The following is an 18,906-nucleotide window of genomic DNA, read 5'->3' as shown; positions in this document are numbered from 1 at the left end:
TTGACCGGAGGGTCCCGGCGTCTGTGGGCGGACGAGGACGGGCCGGGGTGCGCGGCGTCCCCTCCCGCAATATTTTGAAAGGCAGGTAGCGCAAAAATGAAAATTCTCGTCATCAACTGCGGCAGTTCCTCCCTGAAGTATCAGCTCTTCGACATGGACCACGAGTCCGTGCTGGCCAAGGGGCTGGTGGAGAGGATCGGTATCGACGGCTCCCAGATCAAGCACACGAAGACGGGGTTGGAAACGCTGGTCAAGCAGACGCCCATCCCGGACCACAAGGTCGCGATCAAGCTGGTGCTGGACACGCTGCAGGGGAGCAGCCACGGCGTGCTCACCTCGCTCGACGAGCTCTCCGCTGTCGGCCACCGCATCGTTCACGGGGGCGAGGACTTCGCGTCCTCCGTCAAGATCGACGCGAAGGTCCTGGAGGCCGTGAAGCGCTGCGTGCCCCTGGCGCCACTGCACAACCCGGCCAACATCATGGGGATCGAGGCGGTCCTGGAGGCCCTGCCCAACGTCCCGCAGGTGGGCGTGTTCGACACCGCCTTCCACCAGACCATGCCGCAGCACGCCTTCATGTACGGCGTCCCTTACGGCTACTATGAGAAGTACAAGGTGCGCCGTTACGGCTTCCACGGCACGAGCCACTACTTCGTCTCCCGCCGCGCGGCGGAGATGGTGGGGCAGCCCATCGAGAAGCTGAAGATCATCACGTGCCACCTGGGCAACGGAAGCTCCATCACCGCGGTGAACGGCGGCAAGTCCGTCGATACCTCGATGGGCTTCACGCCGCTTGCGGGTGTCCTGATGGGCACGCGCAGCGGTGACGTGGACCCCGCGCTGCTCCCCTTCATCGCCAAGACGGAGAAGATGGGCATGGACGAGATCGACATGCTGCTCAACAAGAAGAGCGGCCTTCTGGGGATCTCCGGCACCAGCAGTGACCTCCGTGACGTGGAGGACGCTGCCTTGAAGGGCGACAAGCGCGCGCAGTTGGCCGTGAACATGTTGAACTACGACATCAAGAAGTTCGTCGGCGCCTATGCCGCCGCCATGGGCGGAGTGGACGTCCTCGTCTTCACGGCGGGCGTGGGAGAGAACAGCATCCCCACCCGGGCCGCGGTCTGCGAGGGGCTTGACTTTCTGGGGATCAAGATCGACCCTGAAAAGAACGACGTTCGTGGCAAGGAGGCGGACATCAGCGCCGCCGACTCCAGGGTGCGCGTCCTGGTGATCCCCACGAACGAGGAGCTCATGATCGCCCGCGACACGAAGCGCCTGGCCTTTTAAAGGACGGCCCCGTGACGAAATCCTGCGTCCGCTGCACACCCTGCGGCGGACGCGCCGTTTGTCTGCGTGCTTCAGCACTGCGGAAAGGAGGCCCTGGGACATGGCCCAAAAGAAGAACCAGACGCTGCGCTGCCTGATCGCCCTGCCGCCCCGGGGCGACTGCGAGTCCCGGATGGAGGAGAGCTGGCGCCTGCCCATCGAGGAGGGGATCGACTTCGAGGGGCAGCATTTTGACGCGCCGGAGGGAGGGGCGGCCTGTGCCACCGCTCAGTGGCTTGAACCCTCTCTCCTCTCCGTTTCCATCTCCGTCAGCGCGAAGGTCACGGCCCCCTGTGCGCGTTGTTTGAAGGAGACGCCTCTTGAAATATCGGACGTTTTGATGTATCTTTATTATTCGCGTGGGCTGGAATTGGGCCGAGACACGGAGCTTGCGTCCGATGATGGCTTTATGCCGGTGGAGGTCGATTACCTTGACCGCGTCTTGGACGTAGGGCCCCAGGTTGAGGAGAGTCTGTTGCTCCTCCTGCCGACGAAGGTCCTGTGCCGTGAAGACTGCGCAGGGCTGTGTCCACACTGCGGGGCCGACCTCAACGAGGGGCGTTGTTCCTGCGTTGGGGGAGAAGGGGACCCGCGCCTTGAGGCCCTCCGCTTTTTCTCGCCGGACGAGAAGGCCTGAACCGTTTCCCCTCCGGCACGGAGAAGTTTTGAGCCTTTAGAATATTATTGGTCGCTTAGGAGGTAGTAACATGGCAACACCGAAGAGAAAGACATCCCACTCCCGTACGGCACAGCGCAAGGCCCAGTGGCTTGGCGCGCTCTCCGCGCCGGAGTTCCAGAGCTGTCCCCGCTGTGGGGAGAAGGTGCAAGCCTACCGCGCCTGCGCGGCCTGCGGCTACTATCGCGGGCGCAAGGTCCTGACTGTGGGGGAGGAAGAGGCGGCCAACTAGTTCGCGTTTGCGCCGAAGTGCTTTGCAGAGAGAGGCCGAGGGCAGATTGTCCTCGGCTTTGTGATTTATGGGGGCGCGGCGGGTTGACGCCCCGCCCCGGAGGGGACGGTCGTACATGGCTGAGGAGACGTTTCAATTTCAATCGGAGGCCGCCGAGCTTTTGAGGATGATGATCCACTCGGTCTACTCCAACCGGGATATCTTCCTGCGCGAGCTGATCTCGAACGCGTCCGACGCGCTGGACAAGCGACGTATCGAGCGGCTGAAGGACAGCGAGCTGGCGGACTTCAAGGGCGAGATCCGCGTGATTCTGGACAGGGAGAAGCGCACCCTGACCGTGGCGGATAACGGCATCGGAATGACCCGCGACGAGGTGGTCCGCTACCTGGGGACGATCGCAAAGTCTGGAACGCGCGAGTTCCTGGCGGCGGCGAAGGAGGATTCGGCTGCGGGGGAGCGGATGATCGGACAGTTTGGGGTTGGCTTCTACTCCGCCTTCATGGCGGCGGACCGCGTTGAGGTCGTGACGCGCAAACTGGGCGAGTCTGCTGCCTGCCGCTTCAACTCCGCCGGGGAGGGGGAGTTCTCGGTGGCGGACGCCAGCCGCGACGAGTGCGGGACGTCCGTGACGCTCTGGCTGCGCCCGGTGAAGGAGGGCGAGAAGGACTACTCCGAGGAGTGGACGGTCCGCGACGTCATCCGGCAGTACTCGGACTTCATCGCCTGGCCCGTCGTGATGCCGGTCGTTCGGAAAAAGGACGGAAAGGAAACCGTCGAGGACGAGGTCCTGAACTCCCAAAAGGCGATCTGGCGCCGGGAGGAGGGGGAGGTGACGGAGGAGGAGTACCGCGAGTTCTACCGCCACCTGACCCACGACTGGAAGGAGCCGCTGGCGCACATGCGCCTGAACGCGGAGGGGGCCACCAGCTTCAAGGGGCTGCTCTTCGTCCCGGCGGAGGCTCCGCTGGACCTCTTTATGAACCCGAAGGCTGGCGGAATCAGCCTTTACATCAATCGGGTCTTTATCATGAACGACTGTCAGGCGCTGATCCCGGAGTACATGCGCTTCATGAGGGGCGTCGTGGACTCGGACGACCTCCCCCTGAACATCTCGCGCGAGATCCTTCAGGAGGACCCCATCACCCGCATCATCCGCCGCAGCACGCAGCGAAAGGTGTTCAGCGAGCTGAAGAAGATGCTTGAGAGCGACCGGGAGAAGTACGAGCGGTTCTGGAACGCCTTTGGCCGCATCCTGAAGGAGGGCGTCATTCAGGATCACGAGCACGCGGCGACGATCCTGGACCTGGCGCTCTTCCACACCACGGCCCAGGAGGGCGCGACGACGCTCGAGGAGTACCGGAAGCGTATGCAGCCGGAGCAGAAGGGGATCTACTGCCTCACCGGTCGCAGCCTATCGGCGCTGAAGGCCTCCCCAAAGCTTGAGCCCTTTGCCGCGAAGGGCCTCGAGGTCCTCCTGATGACGGACCCTGTCGATGAGGTCATCCTTGCGGAGGGGGCTGAAACGGACTCGGTGAAGCTCCTGAACGCCGGCCTCGACGCCGATGTGCCGGAGAGCGGCGAGGAGAAGGAGCGGCGCGAAGAGGAGCTCAAGGGGATGGAGGCCGATTTTGCGCCCCTGAAGGACCAGGCGATGGCGGCGATGTCCGATCGACTTCAGGAGGTGCGCCCCTCCCTGAGCTTGACGAACTCCCCCGCGTGCCTTCGGGATGCGAACGGGCTCTCGTTTCAGATGGAGCAGCTCATGCGCGCCATGGGGCAGACCCCTCCGGCGCAGAAGCGGGTCCTGGAGCTGAACGTCGGCCATCCATTGATCAAGCGCCTGATGGAGCTGGCGAAACAGAAGGCCCCGGAGACTGCAGACCTCCTCTCCATCTTCTACGACCAGTCCCTGATCCTGGAGGGGGTGCCGGTGGAGGACCCCGCGTCGTTCGTCAGGAGGGTCAACGAGGTCATGGCCCGCCTGCTCAAGGCGTAGGGCGACCCTGCGGCGGGCCTTGGACGAAGGCGGCGGACGATCCCGAAAACTACAAGCACATTTTTTAGCGTGCGGCGGAGGCGGGTTCATGCGTTTCCTGCCGCACCAGACGGGTGCAAGGGGAGAGCCAGCCTGTGCGAGGACTGGCCTGAGCTCCGATAAAGCTGTCGCAGCCTGTGGGTTGGGGAATCTTTCCCCCCGTTTCTCGTTTTTCTGGTATACTTCAACGAGCGGTGGGGAGCGGCTTCATGCCGCCAACGTCGCGCTGAAGCGGGATAAGCGCCCTGTAAGGCAGTCGGGGTACGGGTCTGGGACACACGGGGGTGGACATCATCAAAAAGCAGGATAAGGGTGCGCTTGACGCCGCAGGCGCTGAAAAGGAAACGCGGAAGCAGGCAAAGTCCGGAGCGTCGGCCTCGACGCGGAAGCGGACGAAGGCGCCGAAGCCGGAGGCGGCCGTTCCTGACGGACAGTCTGTCGAGACAAAGGACGATTTCACCCTTCAGTACGACGTGAACTCCAGGGAGCGCTACGTGGACTCCACATCGCAGAAGACGGAGTTCGACAGGATGCTGGACGAGCTCTCGCGGATCAGCAAGGATATGCTGAGCTGGGAGGTCGAGAAGTTCACCGGCAAGTACCAGGGCGAGGGGGACGAGGCTGCCGCTGCCACGGCCAGGAAGTTCGAGGCGTTCTTGGGCGGCTTTATCACCAACGCGGCGATGGAGCTCTACGATCGGGGCTATCAGGACGCCGCATTTCAAAGCCTGGAACAGGCGTTGAAGGTTCTTGACGCCAAGAGGAAGCTGGAGACCGAGGTGGAGTCCATCAAGGCGCGCAACGAGGAGGACAGCGTGGACCTCTCGGACATGCTGGGGCTCTTTGGAGGCGACGATTCCGGGGACGGGAATTAGGGCCGGCATTCAGGCGTACATCAGGGCCTGCCGCACTTGAGGCGGCAGGCCCTTTAAATTTTCAGGGCGCGCTCCCCCTGGAGCGAAGCCTAAAAGATGCGGTTCGGCACCCCCATGTTGAGCCAGCGCACCACCTTGCCGAGGATCGTCAGAAACTCGACCTCGTCCCGCTGAATCCAGATGGAGCTGAAGTCCTTGTTGGCCGGGCGCAGCTCGACGCGCCCGTCGTTATAGAAGATAATCCCCTTGACGGAGCACCGGTCGTTCCACCGGACGTAGGCGATGTCCCCGCTCCGCACCTCGGTGTTGGGGTTGACCAGGATCAGGCAGCCGTCCTGGATGTTGGCGCCGATCATGCTGTCCCCCTCGACCTTGACGAAGTAGGGCTTGGTGGGGCCGACGGGGCCCCCCGTCTCAAGCGTGGGCCAGGGCATCCACTTCCGCGCCCCGGCCCTCACGTCGGACCAATTGAACCCGCTCCCGGCGCAGGCCTCCTGGTCCAGGATGGGGAGGTATACCTGGGGCGGGACGACGGGCTCCGGCGTCTCCTCAGAGCCTCGTTCCCGCCCCACCTCCGCTGTGCCGGACACCAGGTAGGCCAGGGATACCCCCAGCTCCTTTGCGATCCTGGACTTCATGGAGTCCCGGATGCCAATGCTTCCGATCTCGTAGCGATACAGCGTGTTGGGCTTCACTCCAAGCCGTTCCGCCAGCTCCGGGCGCTTCATCCCAAGCGCCTTCCGCCGCGCCATGATGCGGGCGCCAATGCCCGCCTCCGCTCCTTCCGTCATTTCAGTCATCCCCTTCCGTGCCCTGAGCGCGATCCTGCCTCTTCAACCCCGCAAGTCATTTTACAACGGATCTTGCATTTATTCCAATTATGCTACATAATACGTAGCATAATGAACGACGTAAAGGCACGGTTGGGCCTACGGGCCGGAGCGTTAGAGAGGCCGTACCGACCGCTTGAGCCCGCGCAGAGGCGTGGATGGTCTGGCGAGGAGGTTGTGAGATGACGAATGCGTTGGGCGGGGTGCTGGGAGTTCAGCAATACGTGCTGCTGTTTCTGTGGGGCGTGCTCCTTTGGGGCGTGTGCCGTGAGGTGCGGGATTTTATTGGGATGCCGCGGCGAGGAAGGGCGCGGCGACATCGATGGAGAGAGGCGAAGCTGCCAGTCCCCGCCCCGGTGTGGCAGGCGACGAGGCCCGTCGGAGCCGGTGGGGGGGCCTGCCGAAGGGGAAAGGGAAAGCGCTCTCGAATCCCTGAGCGCAAGGGGGCCTTGAGGCTGGATGTCGATCGGAGCCGCTTCAGGCCGTAGAGGCACTCCGTCAGGGGCGGCGTTTCCTGCGTCAGGCGTTCTCCCCCTGGCCCTTCTCACCCCTTTGCTGCCTGGCGGCCTCCGCCTCCCGGTCACTCTTCATTCGCGCCTTGCGTGCGTTCTCCCCGCTGCCCATGAGGATGGCGATGGGCTTCAGCGAGTGGGTGCTGGCGCAGATGATCTGAAGGATCGAGGCGATGGGGGTGGAGAGGATCGCCCCCGGAATGCCCCAGATGACGCCCCACAGGAGGAGGGAGAGGAGGATGATGACGGGGCTCAGGCCGAGGCGGTCTCCCATGATCTTTGGGGTCAGGATGTTGCCGATGGAGACCTGCACGGCGGTCAGCAGGACGAGGACGAGGAGCGGCATGGTGAGGCTGGTGGGGGACTGGAGGATCGCCATGACCACCGGCGGCACCGTCGCGATGATGGACCCGACGGTTGGAATGAAGTTCAGGAGGATGGTCAGCACGGCCCAGCCAGTCGCCAGCTCCACGTTGCAGCTCGTCAAGATGACCCAGGCGCAGAGCCCGGTCGCGACGCTGATGAGGGTCAGCGCACCGAGGTAGCTGCTGATCTGGGAGGAGATCGTCGCCAGGATGCTCTTGACCGTCTCGCCGGTTCGGGCGCTGGGGCCGCGAAAGGCCTCGTCGATCTTATCGACGACGTAGGGGGCCTCGAGGAGCATGAACATCAGGAAGACCAGAGAGAGGACCAGCTTGCTCAGGAGGGTGATGGCCATCTCCGAGATGTAGCGCACGTAGGACGTCCAATCGGTGCGGAGCTTCTTCGTCAACTCCCCCATGAGGATGCTGCCCCCCGACAGGGCGGGGGGAGCGCTGTCGGCGGAGGCGGCGGCCGTCAGGATGAACGTGTTCCTGGGCACGTCTTCCTCCTCCTGTTCTTCGCTTCGGACGGAGGGGCGCGAGTTGGGGAGGAAGCCCAGGGTCATCAGGGTGTTGGTGAACTTTTCGATGGTGGGTTCGAGGTCGGGGTAGAACCGCTGATAGACCTCGCCGAATTCCACGGCCTGAGACGCGACGAAGCGCACCCCTATGAGGGTCATGCAGAACAGCAGGACGAACACCAGCGCGATCTTGAGGAAAGGGGGCAGCTTGAGCTGATCCCCCAGCTTGAGGACCGGACGGAAGATCTGCAATAGAAACCACGCGATCACCAGGGGGATGAACACCCCGCTGGCCAGGTGGAGGACGAAGCCGAGCGCGACCGCAGTCAGGATGGTCATGAGCCCGACGATGATCTTCATGTGCCTCAGCATGAACTTCGTGTTATGCCACTTCATTTATAAAGAAATCCCCCTCCGGGTCGTGTCGTCTTTTCTGGCGAGTGTGCAAGGTCACAGGGTGCGGACCATCGGGTCCTTGACTTAACTATACACCAAACCCATTTAAAAGTGTAGCTTGAAAACGGCCGCCCCGCCATAAATAAAGTCCATAGAGATTTGTGGGGGACTCGCAGCGGGGATGAGCTTCCCTTCGAGGGGCAAGGTCGCTGCGCGCGCCCCCGTCCTGTATAATAAAAACTCAAGCGGGCCGTTTTGGCGCTTGCCCGCTCTGCAAGCTGTCTGAACGAAGGAGGGGATGAGGTGGCGGGGATTGCCGGTTGCGCGGAGGCCAGCCCGCGAGCTGAGGGGAGTTGTTGCGCCGCTGCCGGCGAACCCTCCGTGAACGCCGGGCTCTCCGCAAAGGCCCTCGTCGCATGGTTCAGGGACCACGCCCGCTCCCTGCCCTGGCGCGAGGGTTACGACCCCTACAGGGTGCTCGTCTCGGAGTTCATGCTCCAGCAGACCCAGATGAGCACCGCGGTCCCCTACTTTACGCGCTGGATGGAGCGCTGGCCGGACCTCTCCGCTCTGGCTGGGGCGGACGAGTCCGAGGTTCTGAAGCTCTGGGAGGGGCTGGGGTATTACTCCCGGTGTCGGAACCTTCTGAAGGCGGCCCGGTCCATGGTGGAGGCGGGCTATCGGGTGCCGCCCCCCGATGCAGTGAAGCTCAGGACCTACCCCGGAATAGGGGAGTACACGGCCGGAGCCGTGGCCAGCGTGGCCTACGACCTTCCCGTGCCGGCCATCGACGGCAACGCGGAGCGCGTCATCGCACGCCTCTGCGACATCGCGGCTCCTGCGGGGAGTACGCCGCTCCGCAGCCGCGTCGCGGCTTTCGCGTCCGACATGCTGCGGACCGTCAGCCCACGGCTCCTGAATCAGGCGTTGATGGACCTGGGCGCACTGGTCTGCACCCCACGAGGCGCGGACTGCGGCGCCTGCCCGCTGGCGGTGTCGTGTCTCGCCCGCCGTTACGATGTCGTGAATGAGCGTCCCCTGCCGCGCGTCCGCCCCCTGGTGGTCCGGGAGGAGGCCTGGGGGCTGGTCGCCCTCTTTCAGGACCGCCTCCTGCTGCGCCGGCGCCCGGACCGGGGGGTGTGGGCCTCCATGTGGGAGGTCCCCTGGTTCCCCCGAACCGCTGCGGGCTTCGCTGCGGACTTTCGGAACTGGACGGGGGAGAATGGCTGGAGCCTGAAGGGCGATGTGCGGGAGTTGGGGGCGGTGAGCTTCTCCTTCACCGTCCACCGCGTCCGCGCCTGGGTGGTGGCGTGCGACCTCGATGAGCCGTCTCCGTGCCCTGACGACTGGCGCCTCGCTTCGCTGCCGGAGGCCGACGCGCTCTCCCTGCCGGCTCCGAGCAGGAAATTTCTCAACGTCTTCCGCAGGAGATAACATTATAGCTTGTTCTTCGCAACAGCCGCCCGTCCGTCCTTCATCCAGAGGTGACTATATTCCGGCTTTTTTAATTGCCTATCCCCCAAACCACAGGCAAAGTTTTTAACGTGCGTCGGAAACCGGTTTTGCACATTTTCTGCTGCACCTGACGGGTGAAAGGTCAGTATCGGCTTAACCTGTACAACGACGGGCTTGAGCGCCGATAAAGCCATCGCAACCTGTGGATTTGGGCTATCGCGCTTAGCTTGACAATCCAAGTCAGCGCTTCCTTAACTCAGCCGCTCCCTCAATGCCTCTATTTCGTCCAGGGACAGGCCGGTTGCCTCCGAGATTTTGGAGAGCTCAAGCCCCATCCGCAGCAGGTTTCGTGCCGCATCAGCCCTGCCCTTAGCCTCGCCCTCGGCCCTACCTTTGGCCTCGCCCTCGACCCTGCCCCTGGCCAACGCGGCCTCCTCGCGTCGGCCCGAGATGTCCTCCTCGTCCCAGAACTCCATCAGGTTCACAATGTACGCCAGGCGCTGATCCCGGTTCTGAAAAAATTCGCGCTCCAAATCCAGCGCCGCGCCGATTCCCGGCTCCATTGCCGCTATCCGTTCCATCTCGTCACCTCGCATTCCGTCCAGGTAACACAGCCAGCGCTCCAGCCTGTTCCGAGGGCGTCGGCCCGCCTTCCGTTCCCTGCGATCCTTCGGCAGTTCAAAGTAAACGATCTGAAGGTCGTCGCAGAGAAGCCGTCCGCTCGCGTCGTTGCGGATGGAGTAGCTGTTGCGGCACTCCCGCTCCTCCGGGAGCAGCTCGAAGTCCAGCAGGTTCAGGGAGATCGTGCGCACCGTGTCGAGGTACTTCCCCCGACGCTCCAGGGATGTCGCGTAGAGCAGAGACCAGTAATACAGGGTCCGTTTCAGGTAGCCCGGTTCGCGGCGGATTTGGACCTCCAGGTTGACCAGCTCGCCGTCAAGCCGGGCGGCGAGGTCCAGGCGGCTCCCCCTCCCCGAAGCCCGAACGGGCGAAAACTCCCGGTCGATGAAAGCGACCTGGGTAAAGGCCCGCTCCCCATTGGGGAACATCAGGGCGTTCAGCAGGTCGAGGAAAAGCTCCGCTCTCTCCGGCCTGCCGAAGAGGAATTTGAAGAGGACGTCTGCCAGTGGGTAGACCCGCCCCTGGCTCACGTCCAGATCGATCTGCTCCCTGGACCTGTGGGAGGGTGAGTAAAAGAGCGCTGAGCTCTCTCCGATTTCGTTCATTTCATTGCATTGCGCCTTATGCGCCGCACTTTTGTCGCTCGTCTTCATCGCCCCCGTCCAGCCTTGACGTCATTATAGCAAAGGTTTTAGCGGACTGGCTGTACGATGCCGCTCTTGCGGAGAGTGTCAGGGATGCCCACGCCGAGGAGCGACTGCTCCATATCCGAAAGTATCACCGAAAGACCTGCCTGCCGCGGCGGGGGATGATATCAATTCGCGTTTAATACGGATTGCCTCCCCTGAAAGGGGAGGTGGTTCGCGTCAGCGAACCGGAGGGGTTGTTTCTCAGGCTCAACACCCCCCAGCCCCTTCGGGGCAGCCCCCCTTGCAGGGGGGCCTTTCTTTCCCTTTAGACGCAAATTGATATGACATGATCACCAATCAACGACAGCATTTGACGTCCGCCTCGAAAGATGGTAATATACTCGCCGTTGTTGATAGGGGTTCCGGTCGTTTGGCGGTTCGAGGCGGCGGGGACGCTTTTCGGGGCGTAGCGCAGTCTGGCTAGCGCGCTTGGTTCGGGTCCAAGAGGTCGGAGGTTCGAATCCTCTCGCCCCGACCATTGAGCAGCACGTGGAGGTTGGGGTTTCCCAGCCTCCTTTTTTGTGGGCCTCGATCGGCCTGGATTTTGCTTCGGGGCGGCGGGTTGGGACGCGGCCCGTCCCGGAATCTTTGAAAGGGGTGGGGGCAATGGCGGTGGGCGGTTCCACGCAGCGGCAGGCGGGAGGGGGCTTCCTTCCTGTCTGCCGCGCGGACATGGAGGCGCGCGGGTGGAGCGAGCTTGACTTCTTGTTCGTGAACGGCGACGCCTACGTGGATCACCCCTCCTTTGCCGTCGGCCTGATCTCCCGCCTCCTGGAGCGCGAGGGGTATCGGGTCGGCGTCGCTGCCCAGCCCAACTGGCGTGGGGACGAGGACTTCACCTGCATGGGGCGCCCCCGGCTGGGGGTGCTGGTGGGCGCGGGGAACCTGGACTCCATGCTGGGAAAGCTGACCGCAGGGAAAAAGGCCCGACGGACGGACGCCTACTCGCCGGGAGGCGCCGTGGGGCTGCGGCCGGATCGCGCGACGATCGTCTACTGTCAACAGGTCCGCCGGATCTTTGGGGACATCCCGCTGGTCATCGGCGGCATCGAGGCCAGCCTCCGACGCCTCGTCCACTACGATTACTGGTCGGACTCCCTGCGGCGATCCATCCTCCTGGACAGCCAGGCGGACCTCCTGATCTACGGCATGGGGGAACGGCAATTACTGGAGATCGCGGCGGCACTGAAGAGGGGCGTCCCGGTGGGGGAGGTGCGGGACGTCCGGGGCACCTGCTATGTGGCTGAACGCGGCCAGGAGCCCGCGGGCTCGGTGCCGCTTCCCTCCTGGGACGAGATCGTCCGGGACCGACGGAAGTTCGCGGAGGCCTTTCGCCTCTCCTCGCTGGAGCAGGACGCGTTGCGGGGCCGCACGCTCCTTCAGGGGCACGAGAAGGGGACCCTCGTCCAGCTTCCCCCCGCGCTGCCTCTGACGGAGGCGGAGATGGACGGCGTCTACGACATGCCGTACCTGCGCCGGTGGCACCCGAAGTACGACGCGCTGGGAGGGGTGCCGGCGCTTGCCGAGGTGAAGTTCAGCGTCACGAGCCACAGGGGCTGCTTCGGCAGCTGCGCCTTTTGCGCCATCCACGCCCATCAGGGGCGGATCATTCAGGCCAGGAGCCACGAGTCCATCCTGCGGGAGGTCCGGGCCTTGACGAGGCTCCCGGACTTCAAGGGCTACATCCACGACGTCGGTGGGCCGACGGCCAACTTTCGTCACCCGTCCTGCAAAGACCAGCTGGAGCGCGGCGTCTGCCGCGGGAAGGAGTGCCTCTTTCCAACGCCCTGCCGACGGCTTGACGCGAGCCACGAGGACTACCTGGCGCTGCTTCGGAAGTGCCGCGCCGTACCGGGCGTGAAGAAGGTGTTCGTGCGCTCCGGACTTCGGTACGACTACCTGCTGTTGGACGGCGCGCACGGGAAGGCCTTTCTGCGCGAGCTGTGCGAGCACCACGTCAGCGGCCAGCTGAAGGTGGCTCCGGAGCACGCTTCGCCCGCCGTCCTGCGCGTCATGCGCAAGGGGAGCGTCGAACAGTACCGCAGGTTCGTGGAGCTCTATGAGGAGTGCAACCGGAAGCTGGGGAAGAGGCAGTACCTCGTTCCCTACTTCATGACGTCGCATCCGGGCGCCGGCGTGGACGAGGCCATCGAGCTGGCGGAGTTCGCCGCGGAGCTCTCCTTCTGTCCCGAACAGGCGCAGGATTTTATCCCCACGCCCGGCAGCCTGGCGACCTGCATGTACTACACGGGGCTGGACCCCTTCACGGGCGTTCCCGTCCGCGTGGTGCGGCGGGAGTCGGAGCGGCGGGAGCAGCGGGCGCTCCTTCAGCACCGGATGCCGCAGAACAGGTGCCTGGTCCTTGAGGTCCTCCGGAGGAAGGGGCGGATGGACTGCGCGGCGAAGCTGTATCCGGACGAGCGGAGGGGCCGCCAGGACACCGTCCCCGCTTCAGGAGCGGCTCCAACTCGACGAGCAGGACGGAAAGGAAGATCAAAAGGCAGCCGAACAGCATCCTGAGGGAGGTGGGTTCGCCCAGGAAGATGACGCTCCAGAGCAGGCCGAACACGGATTCGAGGCTCATCAGGATCGCCGCGTGGCTGGCCTTGGTGTACCTTTGAGCGCAGATCTGCACCAGGTAGCAGAGGAAGGTGCAGAACACGATCGCGAAGGCCAGCTCCGGCAGCCCGCGCCGCCAGTGGAACTGGAGCGGCCTCTCGAACAGGAGCGCGGCGGCCAGCGTCAGCAGCGAGAGGACCGTAAATTGCACGAAGGTGAGGCTGATGGGGTCGCATTGAGCGGAATAGCGGCTGATGGCGATGATCTGAAGGGCGAAGAACAGGGCGCACAGGACCGTCAGGGCCTCCCCTCTGCCGAGGGGGCCCGATAGGTCCGAGGTGAGGAGGGCCATGCCGATGAGGCACGTGCAGGTGGCCGCGAGGGTGTGCCATCCGGGGAACAGGCCGCGGAAGAGCCAGAGGAGCAGCGGGACGAACAGCACGTAGGTCGACACCAGAAAGGCCTGCCTGCCTGGGGCCATGAACAGGAGCCCGAGGGTCTGGCAGAGGATGGCGCCGAACAGGGCGACGCCGATCACGACGCCTCCCGCCACCGCCTGACGGGACATTCTGCCGATCCGCCTGTGGAAGAAGAGGAGCAGCAGGGCGCTGCCGCAGGAGAAGCGCAGGAACAGGAGCCAGTTCGGCGGGTAGAGGTCGAGCAGCACCTTGACGACGGTGAAGCTGCCCCCCCAGAGGAGGGCGCAGAGCAGGAGGGCCAGGTCCGCGATCAGCGCCGCGGCGCGTGCGGATATCCTCCCCTGGGCCGTCGTTTCGTCCGTGGGATTGGCGACCCCTTCCTTTATGAGTGGAGCACGTTCTTTTTCCATGAGGCGTCCTCCTGCGGGTGCTATGGCCCTCCTGTGTTTTTTGTGCGCCGAAGCCCGCGTCGACCGCGGGTGCGCATTGCCCTTACGGTTAAATTGATTATAATGTAATATATTCGGCGCTTCAACAGAACGGGGCATTTTTTCCCTGTGGCAGGGCGTCTGCGATGGGGTAAAATAGGGGCGGATTTTTTAGAAAAGCGCCATATCAGGTGAGGTGGAGGCTATTGAACGAGTTGGCCGATCGAATTGGAATTTACGCGGCGAGCCGCCTTTCCGCGCAGCTGCCGGGGTTGATCTTTCGCGGGCAGCGCAGCGGGGACACGGGGCTGAACGCGCACCTGGAGACCGTTGAGGCATACCCCAGGCTGGGAAAGGTCGTCGGCCTTCAGATCCGTTCCGACGAGGACGAGGGCGTGGAGCGCACGGCGCGGGGGTACGTCTGCCGCGGCGAGATGCTTCATTTTGCCTATTGGCTCCAGCACTCGCTGCCGGTAATCCTCATGGTCCATGAGCGGGAGCGGGACCGCCTCGTGTGGGAGGCCGTCTCCGCGGAGACGATCGAGATATCCGGGGCGCAGTGGAAGCTGCTCGTCCCCTACGACCAGGCGTATGGCGTGGAGACGGGAGACCGCATCGCGGACCTGCCCTGCTACAGCCCCTACCTGGCGCGCCTCGCGCTGGATCGCCCGTGGATGCAGCTGATCGAGTCCGGGCGCGGCATCCTGCTCGAGATGGACGAGTGGCTGAACCAGCCCTCTGCCCGGGGCAATCTGCGCCTGTCCGTGATGGCGGAGGACAACTCCGCCCGGGAGCTCGTCTTCGAGTGGCCCTTCCAGACCGATCCCGACATGCCCCACGTGTTTCGCCTGCCCTCCCTGTTCCCCTGGGCCCACATCGAGCCGGACCGGGCCTTTTACCGCGAGAGGCTGGGGGACGACCGGAAGGTCGAGGGCCTCTCTCCCTGGACCGTAGAGGCGGGAGAGATCGCGCGCTTCAGGCTGCGCCTTGCCCTGAATGAGCTTGGGCGTGCCTTCCTGGTGACGGAACAGTTTCTCAGGCGCGGAGAGTTCCCCGCTGCGGAGCGTGCCGGGGACTTTGGGCAGGAGTACGAGAGGGGAATCAAGTTCCAGCTCTACAAGGGGCAGGGATAGAGGTCGTCCTTAGTTTTTTTAAGGAAGCGCTGATTAATCTTCAAAAGTTGTTGAAAGCGATCAAGGAGCATCAAACGGAGGGTATCCTTCAGCGCTTCCTTAAGTTTTAAAATGGGGCTACGCTCCCCGCTTCGGGGAGCCTTCCGGCAGCCGTTCGCCCTTGCTCACGGGCCGTCAGTCCCAATCCCCACGCGCTTCGCGCGGCCTGATGAAGTTTCATGCACTGAAGGGAGCCCATGCGGTTGGCAGTTCTTAACGACTTAATCAGTGTTTCCTTAATGATCGTAGTGGGCAAAACGGCAAATCCCCAAAAAATCACGGTTCTGGAGAGCGAGGGTGGGAGCTATAGAGAATAAAAGGCCCGGTAACGCCGCGGGACAGGACGGCGTTGTGCGAGAGGTCGCCGTCGAGGACCTGGGACAGTTTTGCGAGGGACAGGCCGTGATCGCAAACGACATCGCCGGAGCGACCGGAAGCATCCTCATCTCCAGGGGAACTTCTCTGATGAGCGTCGCCTCATCCATCGCCAGCCTGCAGAAGCAGCTGCGCAACGCCAACGTCCGCAGGGTTCGCCTGTTCCTCCCCAGCGGGGGGACCAGGGAGGAGATCGAGTCCCTCGTCCGCGGCATCAAGCCGGGCATCGCCCCCATCGACGCCGAGCTGGCGCACCAAACGGTGAGTCAGGTCGAGGACGTTCTGGAGCGGATTCAGTCGGGGAACTGTACGCCAGAGAACGTCCAAAACCTGGCGGACCGCGGCAGAGTCCTGGCCAGCCAGATCGCGAAGGCCCCGCAGCTGATGTTCTGCCTGGGGCACGTGCGGGACTGGGACGAGTACACCAGCGTACACTCCCTGAACGTCTCGCTCCTGTCGAGTTTTCTCGCAGATCGCATGTTTCCCGATCGTCCGGAGTTTGCGGAGTTTATGGCGATCGGGGGCATCTTGCATGACCTGGGCAAGGCGAAGGTTCCTCACGAGATACTGAACAAGCCGGCAAAGCTTACGGACGAGGAGTTCGCCGTCATGAAGCAGCACCCGGCCCTGGGCGTCCAGCTGGCGGTGGAGAGCGGGGTGACGGATGAGCGCACGCTCACGGTGATCCGGGGGCACCATGAGCGCTATGGCGGCGGAGGATACCCCGACAGCCTGGACAGGAAGGACCTCCCCATTGAGGCCAGGATCGCGGCCGTAGCGGACGTCTTTGACGCGCTGACGGCCAAGCGCGTTTATAAGGACCCCATGCCGGGGCGCGAGGCGATCGCGCTGATGACGGGGGCGATGGCCGCCCACTTTGACCCTGCGGTCATGCGCGTGCTGTTGCTGGCCGTTGGCATCTACCCATCGGGGATGCTGGTCGAGCTGTCGGACGGGAGCGTGGGAGCGGTCATCGGTACCACAGGAGCAGACGTGGTGCACCCTCAGGTGGCGCTCCGCTACGATCGCTTTGGGAAGCCCGTGACGGACAAGACGATCGTCCAGACGGGGGCCGACTCCGGGCTGCTCGTCGTGCGTTCCCTTCAGGCGAACGACAAGATCGGTTTCTGACGTGCTGGCTTTTCATGAACGGATGATATATTAGAGATGATATATATAAATCCAAAAATAGTGGGGTGTTGCGCGCGGCTGCGGTCTGCGGCCCGCGTTTAAATAAGTGGGGGGTGTGTCTTGTTGGCGGAAAAGAAGCGCTTTAAGGTCGAGGTCAACAACGCGTGGTGTAAGGGGTGCTCCCTTTGTATCGGGGTCTGCCCCAAGTCCGTTTTAAGCCTCAGCGATCGCCTGAAGTCGGAGGCGACGAAGCAGGAGGAGTGCATCGGCTGTCGTCAGTGCGAGAACATTTGTCCCGATCTCGCTATCACGGTGAAGGAGGATAAGGCAAATGGCTGACGTCGCTTTCTGGCAGGGAAACACTGCGCTGGCCCATGGGGCCCTTGCCGCGGGGTGCAACTTCTTCGGGGGATATCCCATCACGCCCTCGACGGAGATCGCGGAAGTGATGGCAGAAGAGCTGCCGAAGCTTGGCGGGCACTTCATCCAGATGGAGGACGAGCTGGCCGGGATCGCAGCCGCCATCGGAGCCTCCATCGCAGGCGCCAAGGCGCTTACGGCCACCTCCGGCCCCGGCTTCTCGCTGAAGCAGGAGAACCTCGGCCTGGCCTATATTGCGGAGATTCCCCTCGTGGCGGTGGACGTCATGCGGGGCGGTCCCTCCACGGGGACGCCCACCAAGGTGGCTCAGCAGGACGTGATGCAGGCGCGTTGGGGCACCCACGGCGACCACGCGACGATCTGCTACTCGCCGTCATCGGTGCAGGAGTGCTACGACCTGGCGATCAAGGCCTTCAACGCGGCGGAACGCTTCCGTCAGCCGGTCCTGATCCTGGGGGATGAGGTCGTGGGGCACATGAGGGAGAAGGTCGTGAAGAAGGCCCCCGGGGAGGTCAAGATCGTGAACCGCGTCCGGCCGACCTGCGATCCGGCGAAGTTCACGCCCTACCTTCCGGACCCGGTGACGGGAATCCCTCCCATGGCCTCCTTCGGCGACGGCTACTCCTGGCACGTGACGGGCTTGACGACGAACGACTGGGGGTTCCCGACGAACGACAACGCGGAGATCGAGAAGAAGATCCTGCGGATGATGAGCAAGGTTTCCCGCGCCCGCTCCGAGATCGTGGAGTACGAGGCGGAGTACATGGACGGCGCTGACGTCGTGGTGGTGGCCTACGGCAGTGTGGCCCGGTCCGCCCTGCGCGCCGTGCGCGACGCCCGCAAAGCCGGCATCGCAGCGGGCTTCTTCCGCCCCATCACGCTCTGGCCCTTCCCGGACGAGGAGCTGCTGCAGGCCTCCCTGGGGGCGAAGACCGTCATCGTCCCGGAGTTGAACTGCGGGCAGCTCGTCCTGGAGGTGGACCGCGTGTTCCACGGCAGGAGCGACGTTCAGCCGTTGAATCTCGTGAACGGCGAACTCTTCAAGCCCTCAGAGATAGGCCGCAAGATCAAGGAGGTGGCTTAAGATGCCGAACGCAGAGGTTTTGAGCTGGGTCAGAAGCAGGTTTATGCCCCACATCTGGTGCCCCGGATGCGGACATGGCGTCATCATGCACGCCATCATCCGAGCGCTGATCGGCATCGGCGCGGACCGGAAGAACACGGTTCTGGCTTCGGGAATCGGCTGTTCCAGCCGCATGGCGGGGTACATCAACGCCTGCACGCTCCACTCGACCCACGGCCGATCCCTGGCCTTCTCCACCGGCATCAAGCTGCACCGGCCCGACCTGACGGTGGTGAACGTGATGGGCGACGGCGACTGCACGGCCATCGGCGGCAACCACTTCATTCACGCCTGCCGCCGCAACATCGACATCACGGCCATCGTCATGAACAACAACATCTACGGCATGACGGGCGGTCAGGCCAGTCCCACGACGCCCGTCGGAGCCTTTGCGACGACGACGCCCTACGGCGCCGTGGACCCGACCTTCGACATCTGCAAGCTGGCAGAGGGGGCCGGCGCCTCCTACGTGGCGCGCACGACCATCGCCAACCCCAAACAGGCGGAAACCTTCATCGCAAACGGCATCCGCAAGAAGGGCTTTTCCGTCATCGAGATCGTGACGCACTGTCACACGCAGTTCGGGCGTAAGAACAACCGCAGGCTTCCCATCGAGAACTACAAGTACTTCAAGGAGAACTCCATCCCTCTTGCCCTGGCGAAGGACAAGAGCCCGGAGGAGCTGGCGGGCAAGATCGTCTGTGGGGAGTTTGTGAACAAGGACACCCCCGAGTACACGGAGCAGTATCAGAAGCTGGTCATCGATAAGGCGAGGGGGTAAGGAC

17 protein-coding genes, 1 tRNA gene and 1 pseudogene are annotated in these 18,906 nt (G+C 63.6%); 14 read left to right on the top strand and 5 right to left on the bottom strand.

Features of this window, described 5'->3' with window-relative positions:
- Positions 1-96 precede the first annotated feature (96 nt).
- The 5 genes from ACK28C_RS11185 to ACK28C_RS11165 all read left to right on the top strand — a co-directional run bounded on the left by ACK28C_RS11185 (position 97) and on the right by ACK28C_RS11165 (position 5,147).
- Entirely contained in the window at positions 97-1,290 is a 1,194-nt protein-coding gene (locus tag ACK28C_RS11185) for an acetate/propionate family kinase (RefSeq protein WP_015556568.1), read from the top strand.
- Positions 1,291-1,390: 100 nt separating this feature from the next.
- Positions 1,391-1,966 (top strand): DUF177 domain-containing protein, encoded by a 576-nt coding sequence (locus tag ACK28C_RS11180; protein ID WP_015556569.1) that lies wholly within the window; start codon positions 1,391-1,393, stop codon positions 1,964-1,966.
- A gap of 70 nt (positions 1,967-2,036) precedes the next feature.
- Positions 2,037-2,237, top strand: coding sequence for a 50S ribosomal protein L32 (gene rpmF, locus ACK28C_RS11175; protein WP_015556570.1), 201 nt, complete (start codon positions 2,037-2,039; stop codon positions 2,235-2,237).
- A gap of 115 nt (positions 2,238-2,352) precedes the next feature.
- Positions 2,353-4,233, top strand: coding sequence for a molecular chaperone HtpG (gene htpG, locus ACK28C_RS11170; protein WP_015556571.1), 1,881 nt, complete (start codon positions 2,353-2,355; stop codon positions 4,231-4,233).
- Positions 4,234-4,556: 323 nt separating this feature from the next.
- Positions 4,557-5,147 (top strand): hypothetical protein, encoded by a 591-nt coding sequence (locus ACK28C_RS11165; protein ID WP_208873162.1) that lies wholly within the window; start codon positions 4,557-4,559, stop codon positions 5,145-5,147.
- 89 nt (positions 5,148-5,236) lie between these two features.
- On the opposite strand, the gene ACK28C_RS11160 is transcribed toward ACK28C_RS11165, so the two are convergent.
- Positions 5,237-5,938: a LexA family transcriptional regulator gene (locus tag ACK28C_RS11160; protein ID WP_015556572.1), complete on the bottom strand. Its 702-nt coding sequence runs from the start codon at positions 5,936-5,938 to the stop codon at positions 5,237-5,239.
- A gap of 221 nt (positions 5,939-6,159) precedes the next feature.
- Between ACK28C_RS11160 and ACK28C_RS11155 the strand changes: the two genes are divergently transcribed.
- Complete coding sequence (locus ACK28C_RS11155; protein WP_015556573.1) at positions 6,160-6,465, top strand: hypothetical protein; 306 nt, start codon at positions 6,160-6,162, stop codon at positions 6,463-6,465.
- Between the two features lie 31 nt (positions 6,466-6,496).
- Here ACK28C_RS11155 and ACK28C_RS11150 read toward each other — a convergent pair whose 3' ends face one another.
- Complete coding sequence (locus ACK28C_RS11150; protein ID WP_015556574.1) at positions 6,497-7,768, bottom strand: AI-2E family transporter; 1,272 nt, start codon at positions 7,766-7,768, stop codon at positions 6,497-6,499.
- A gap of 303 nt (positions 7,769-8,071) precedes the next feature.
- Here ACK28C_RS11150 and ACK28C_RS11145 point away from each other — a divergent pair, with 303 nt between their 5' ends.
- Positions 8,072-9,202 (top strand): A/G-specific adenine glycosylase, encoded by a 1,131-nt coding sequence (locus ACK28C_RS11145; protein WP_208873171.1) that lies wholly within the window; start codon positions 8,072-8,074, stop codon positions 9,200-9,202.
- Between the two features lie 2 nt (positions 9,203-9,204).
- Here the strand turns inward: ACK28C_RS11145 and ACK28C_RS11140 are convergent, their stop codons facing one another.
- Both ACK28C_RS11140 and ACK28C_RS11135 read right to left on the bottom strand, forming a co-directional pair.
- On the bottom strand, positions 9,205-9,462 hold the full coding sequence (locus ACK28C_RS11140) for a hypothetical protein (protein ID WP_409152184.1): 258 nt from the start codon (positions 9,460-9,462) through the stop codon (positions 9,205-9,207).
- Positions 9,463-9,474: 12 nt separating this feature from the next.
- Positions 9,475-10,449 (bottom strand): Rpn family recombination-promoting nuclease/putative transposase, encoded by a 975-nt coding sequence (locus ACK28C_RS11135; protein WP_015556575.1) that lies wholly within the window; start codon positions 10,447-10,449, stop codon positions 9,475-9,477.
- A gap of 484 nt (positions 10,450-10,933) precedes the next feature.
- On the opposite strand from ACK28C_RS11135, the gene ACK28C_RS11130 reads away from it, so the two are divergent.
- Together ACK28C_RS11130 and ACK28C_RS11125 are read left to right on the top strand one after the other, a co-directional pair.
- Positions 10,934-11,011, top strand: a tRNA-Pro gene (locus ACK28C_RS11130).
- 128 nt (positions 11,012-11,139) lie between these two features.
- The gene (locus tag ACK28C_RS11125) at positions 11,140-13,053 is read left to right on the top strand and encodes a YgiQ family radical SAM protein (protein WP_409152183.1); all 1,914 of its coding nucleotides are present in this window, start codon (positions 11,140-11,142) and stop codon (positions 13,051-13,053) included.
- 10 nt (positions 13,054-13,063) lie between these two features.
- Here the strand turns inward: ACK28C_RS11125 and ACK28C_RS11120 are convergent.
- Positions 13,064-13,921, bottom strand: a pseudogene (locus ACK28C_RS11120) (DMT family transporter); the annotation flags it as partial.
- A 233-nt stretch (positions 13,922-14,154) separates the two neighbouring features.
- Between ACK28C_RS11120 and ACK28C_RS11115 the strand changes: the two are divergent.
- The 5 genes from ACK28C_RS11115 to ACK28C_RS11095 all read left to right on the top strand — a co-directional run bounded on the left by ACK28C_RS11115 (position 14,155) and on the right by ACK28C_RS11095 (position 18,902).
- Positions 14,155-15,072 (top strand): DUF4365 domain-containing protein, encoded by a 918-nt coding sequence (locus ACK28C_RS11115; protein ID WP_208873175.1) that lies wholly within the window; start codon positions 14,155-14,157, stop codon positions 15,070-15,072.
- A gap of 390 nt (positions 15,073-15,462) precedes the next feature.
- Positions 15,463-16,617 carry an HD-GYP domain-containing protein gene (locus ACK28C_RS11110; protein ID WP_208873177.1) on the top strand — a complete coding sequence of 385 codons (1,155 nt, stop codon included), beginning with the start codon at positions 15,463-15,465 and terminating at the stop codon, positions 16,615-16,617.
- Between the two features lie 120 nt (positions 16,618-16,737).
- Entirely contained in the window at positions 16,738-16,956 is a 219-nt protein-coding gene (locus ACK28C_RS11105) for a ferredoxin family protein (protein WP_208873179.1), read from the top strand.
- Entirely contained in the window at positions 16,949-18,082 is a 1,134-nt protein-coding gene (locus tag ACK28C_RS11100) for a 2-oxoacid:acceptor oxidoreductase subunit alpha (RefSeq protein WP_015556579.1), read from the top strand. The genes ACK28C_RS11105 and ACK28C_RS11100 overlap by 8 nt, the downstream gene beginning before the upstream one ends.
- Before the next feature lies 1 nt (position 18,083).
- Entirely contained in the window at positions 18,084-18,902 is an 819-nt protein-coding gene (locus ACK28C_RS11095) for a 2-oxoacid:ferredoxin oxidoreductase subunit beta (protein ID WP_015556580.1), read from the top strand.
- Positions 18,903-18,906 lie beyond the last annotated feature (4 nt).

Source organism: Fretibacterium fastidiosum (assembly GCF_964642095.1).
GTDB lineage: Bacteria > Synergistota > Synergistia > Synergistales > Aminobacteriaceae > Fretibacterium > Fretibacterium fastidiosum.
Note: the sequence above shows the minus strand (reverse complement) of the source record. Positions and strands in the feature narration are given on the sequence as shown.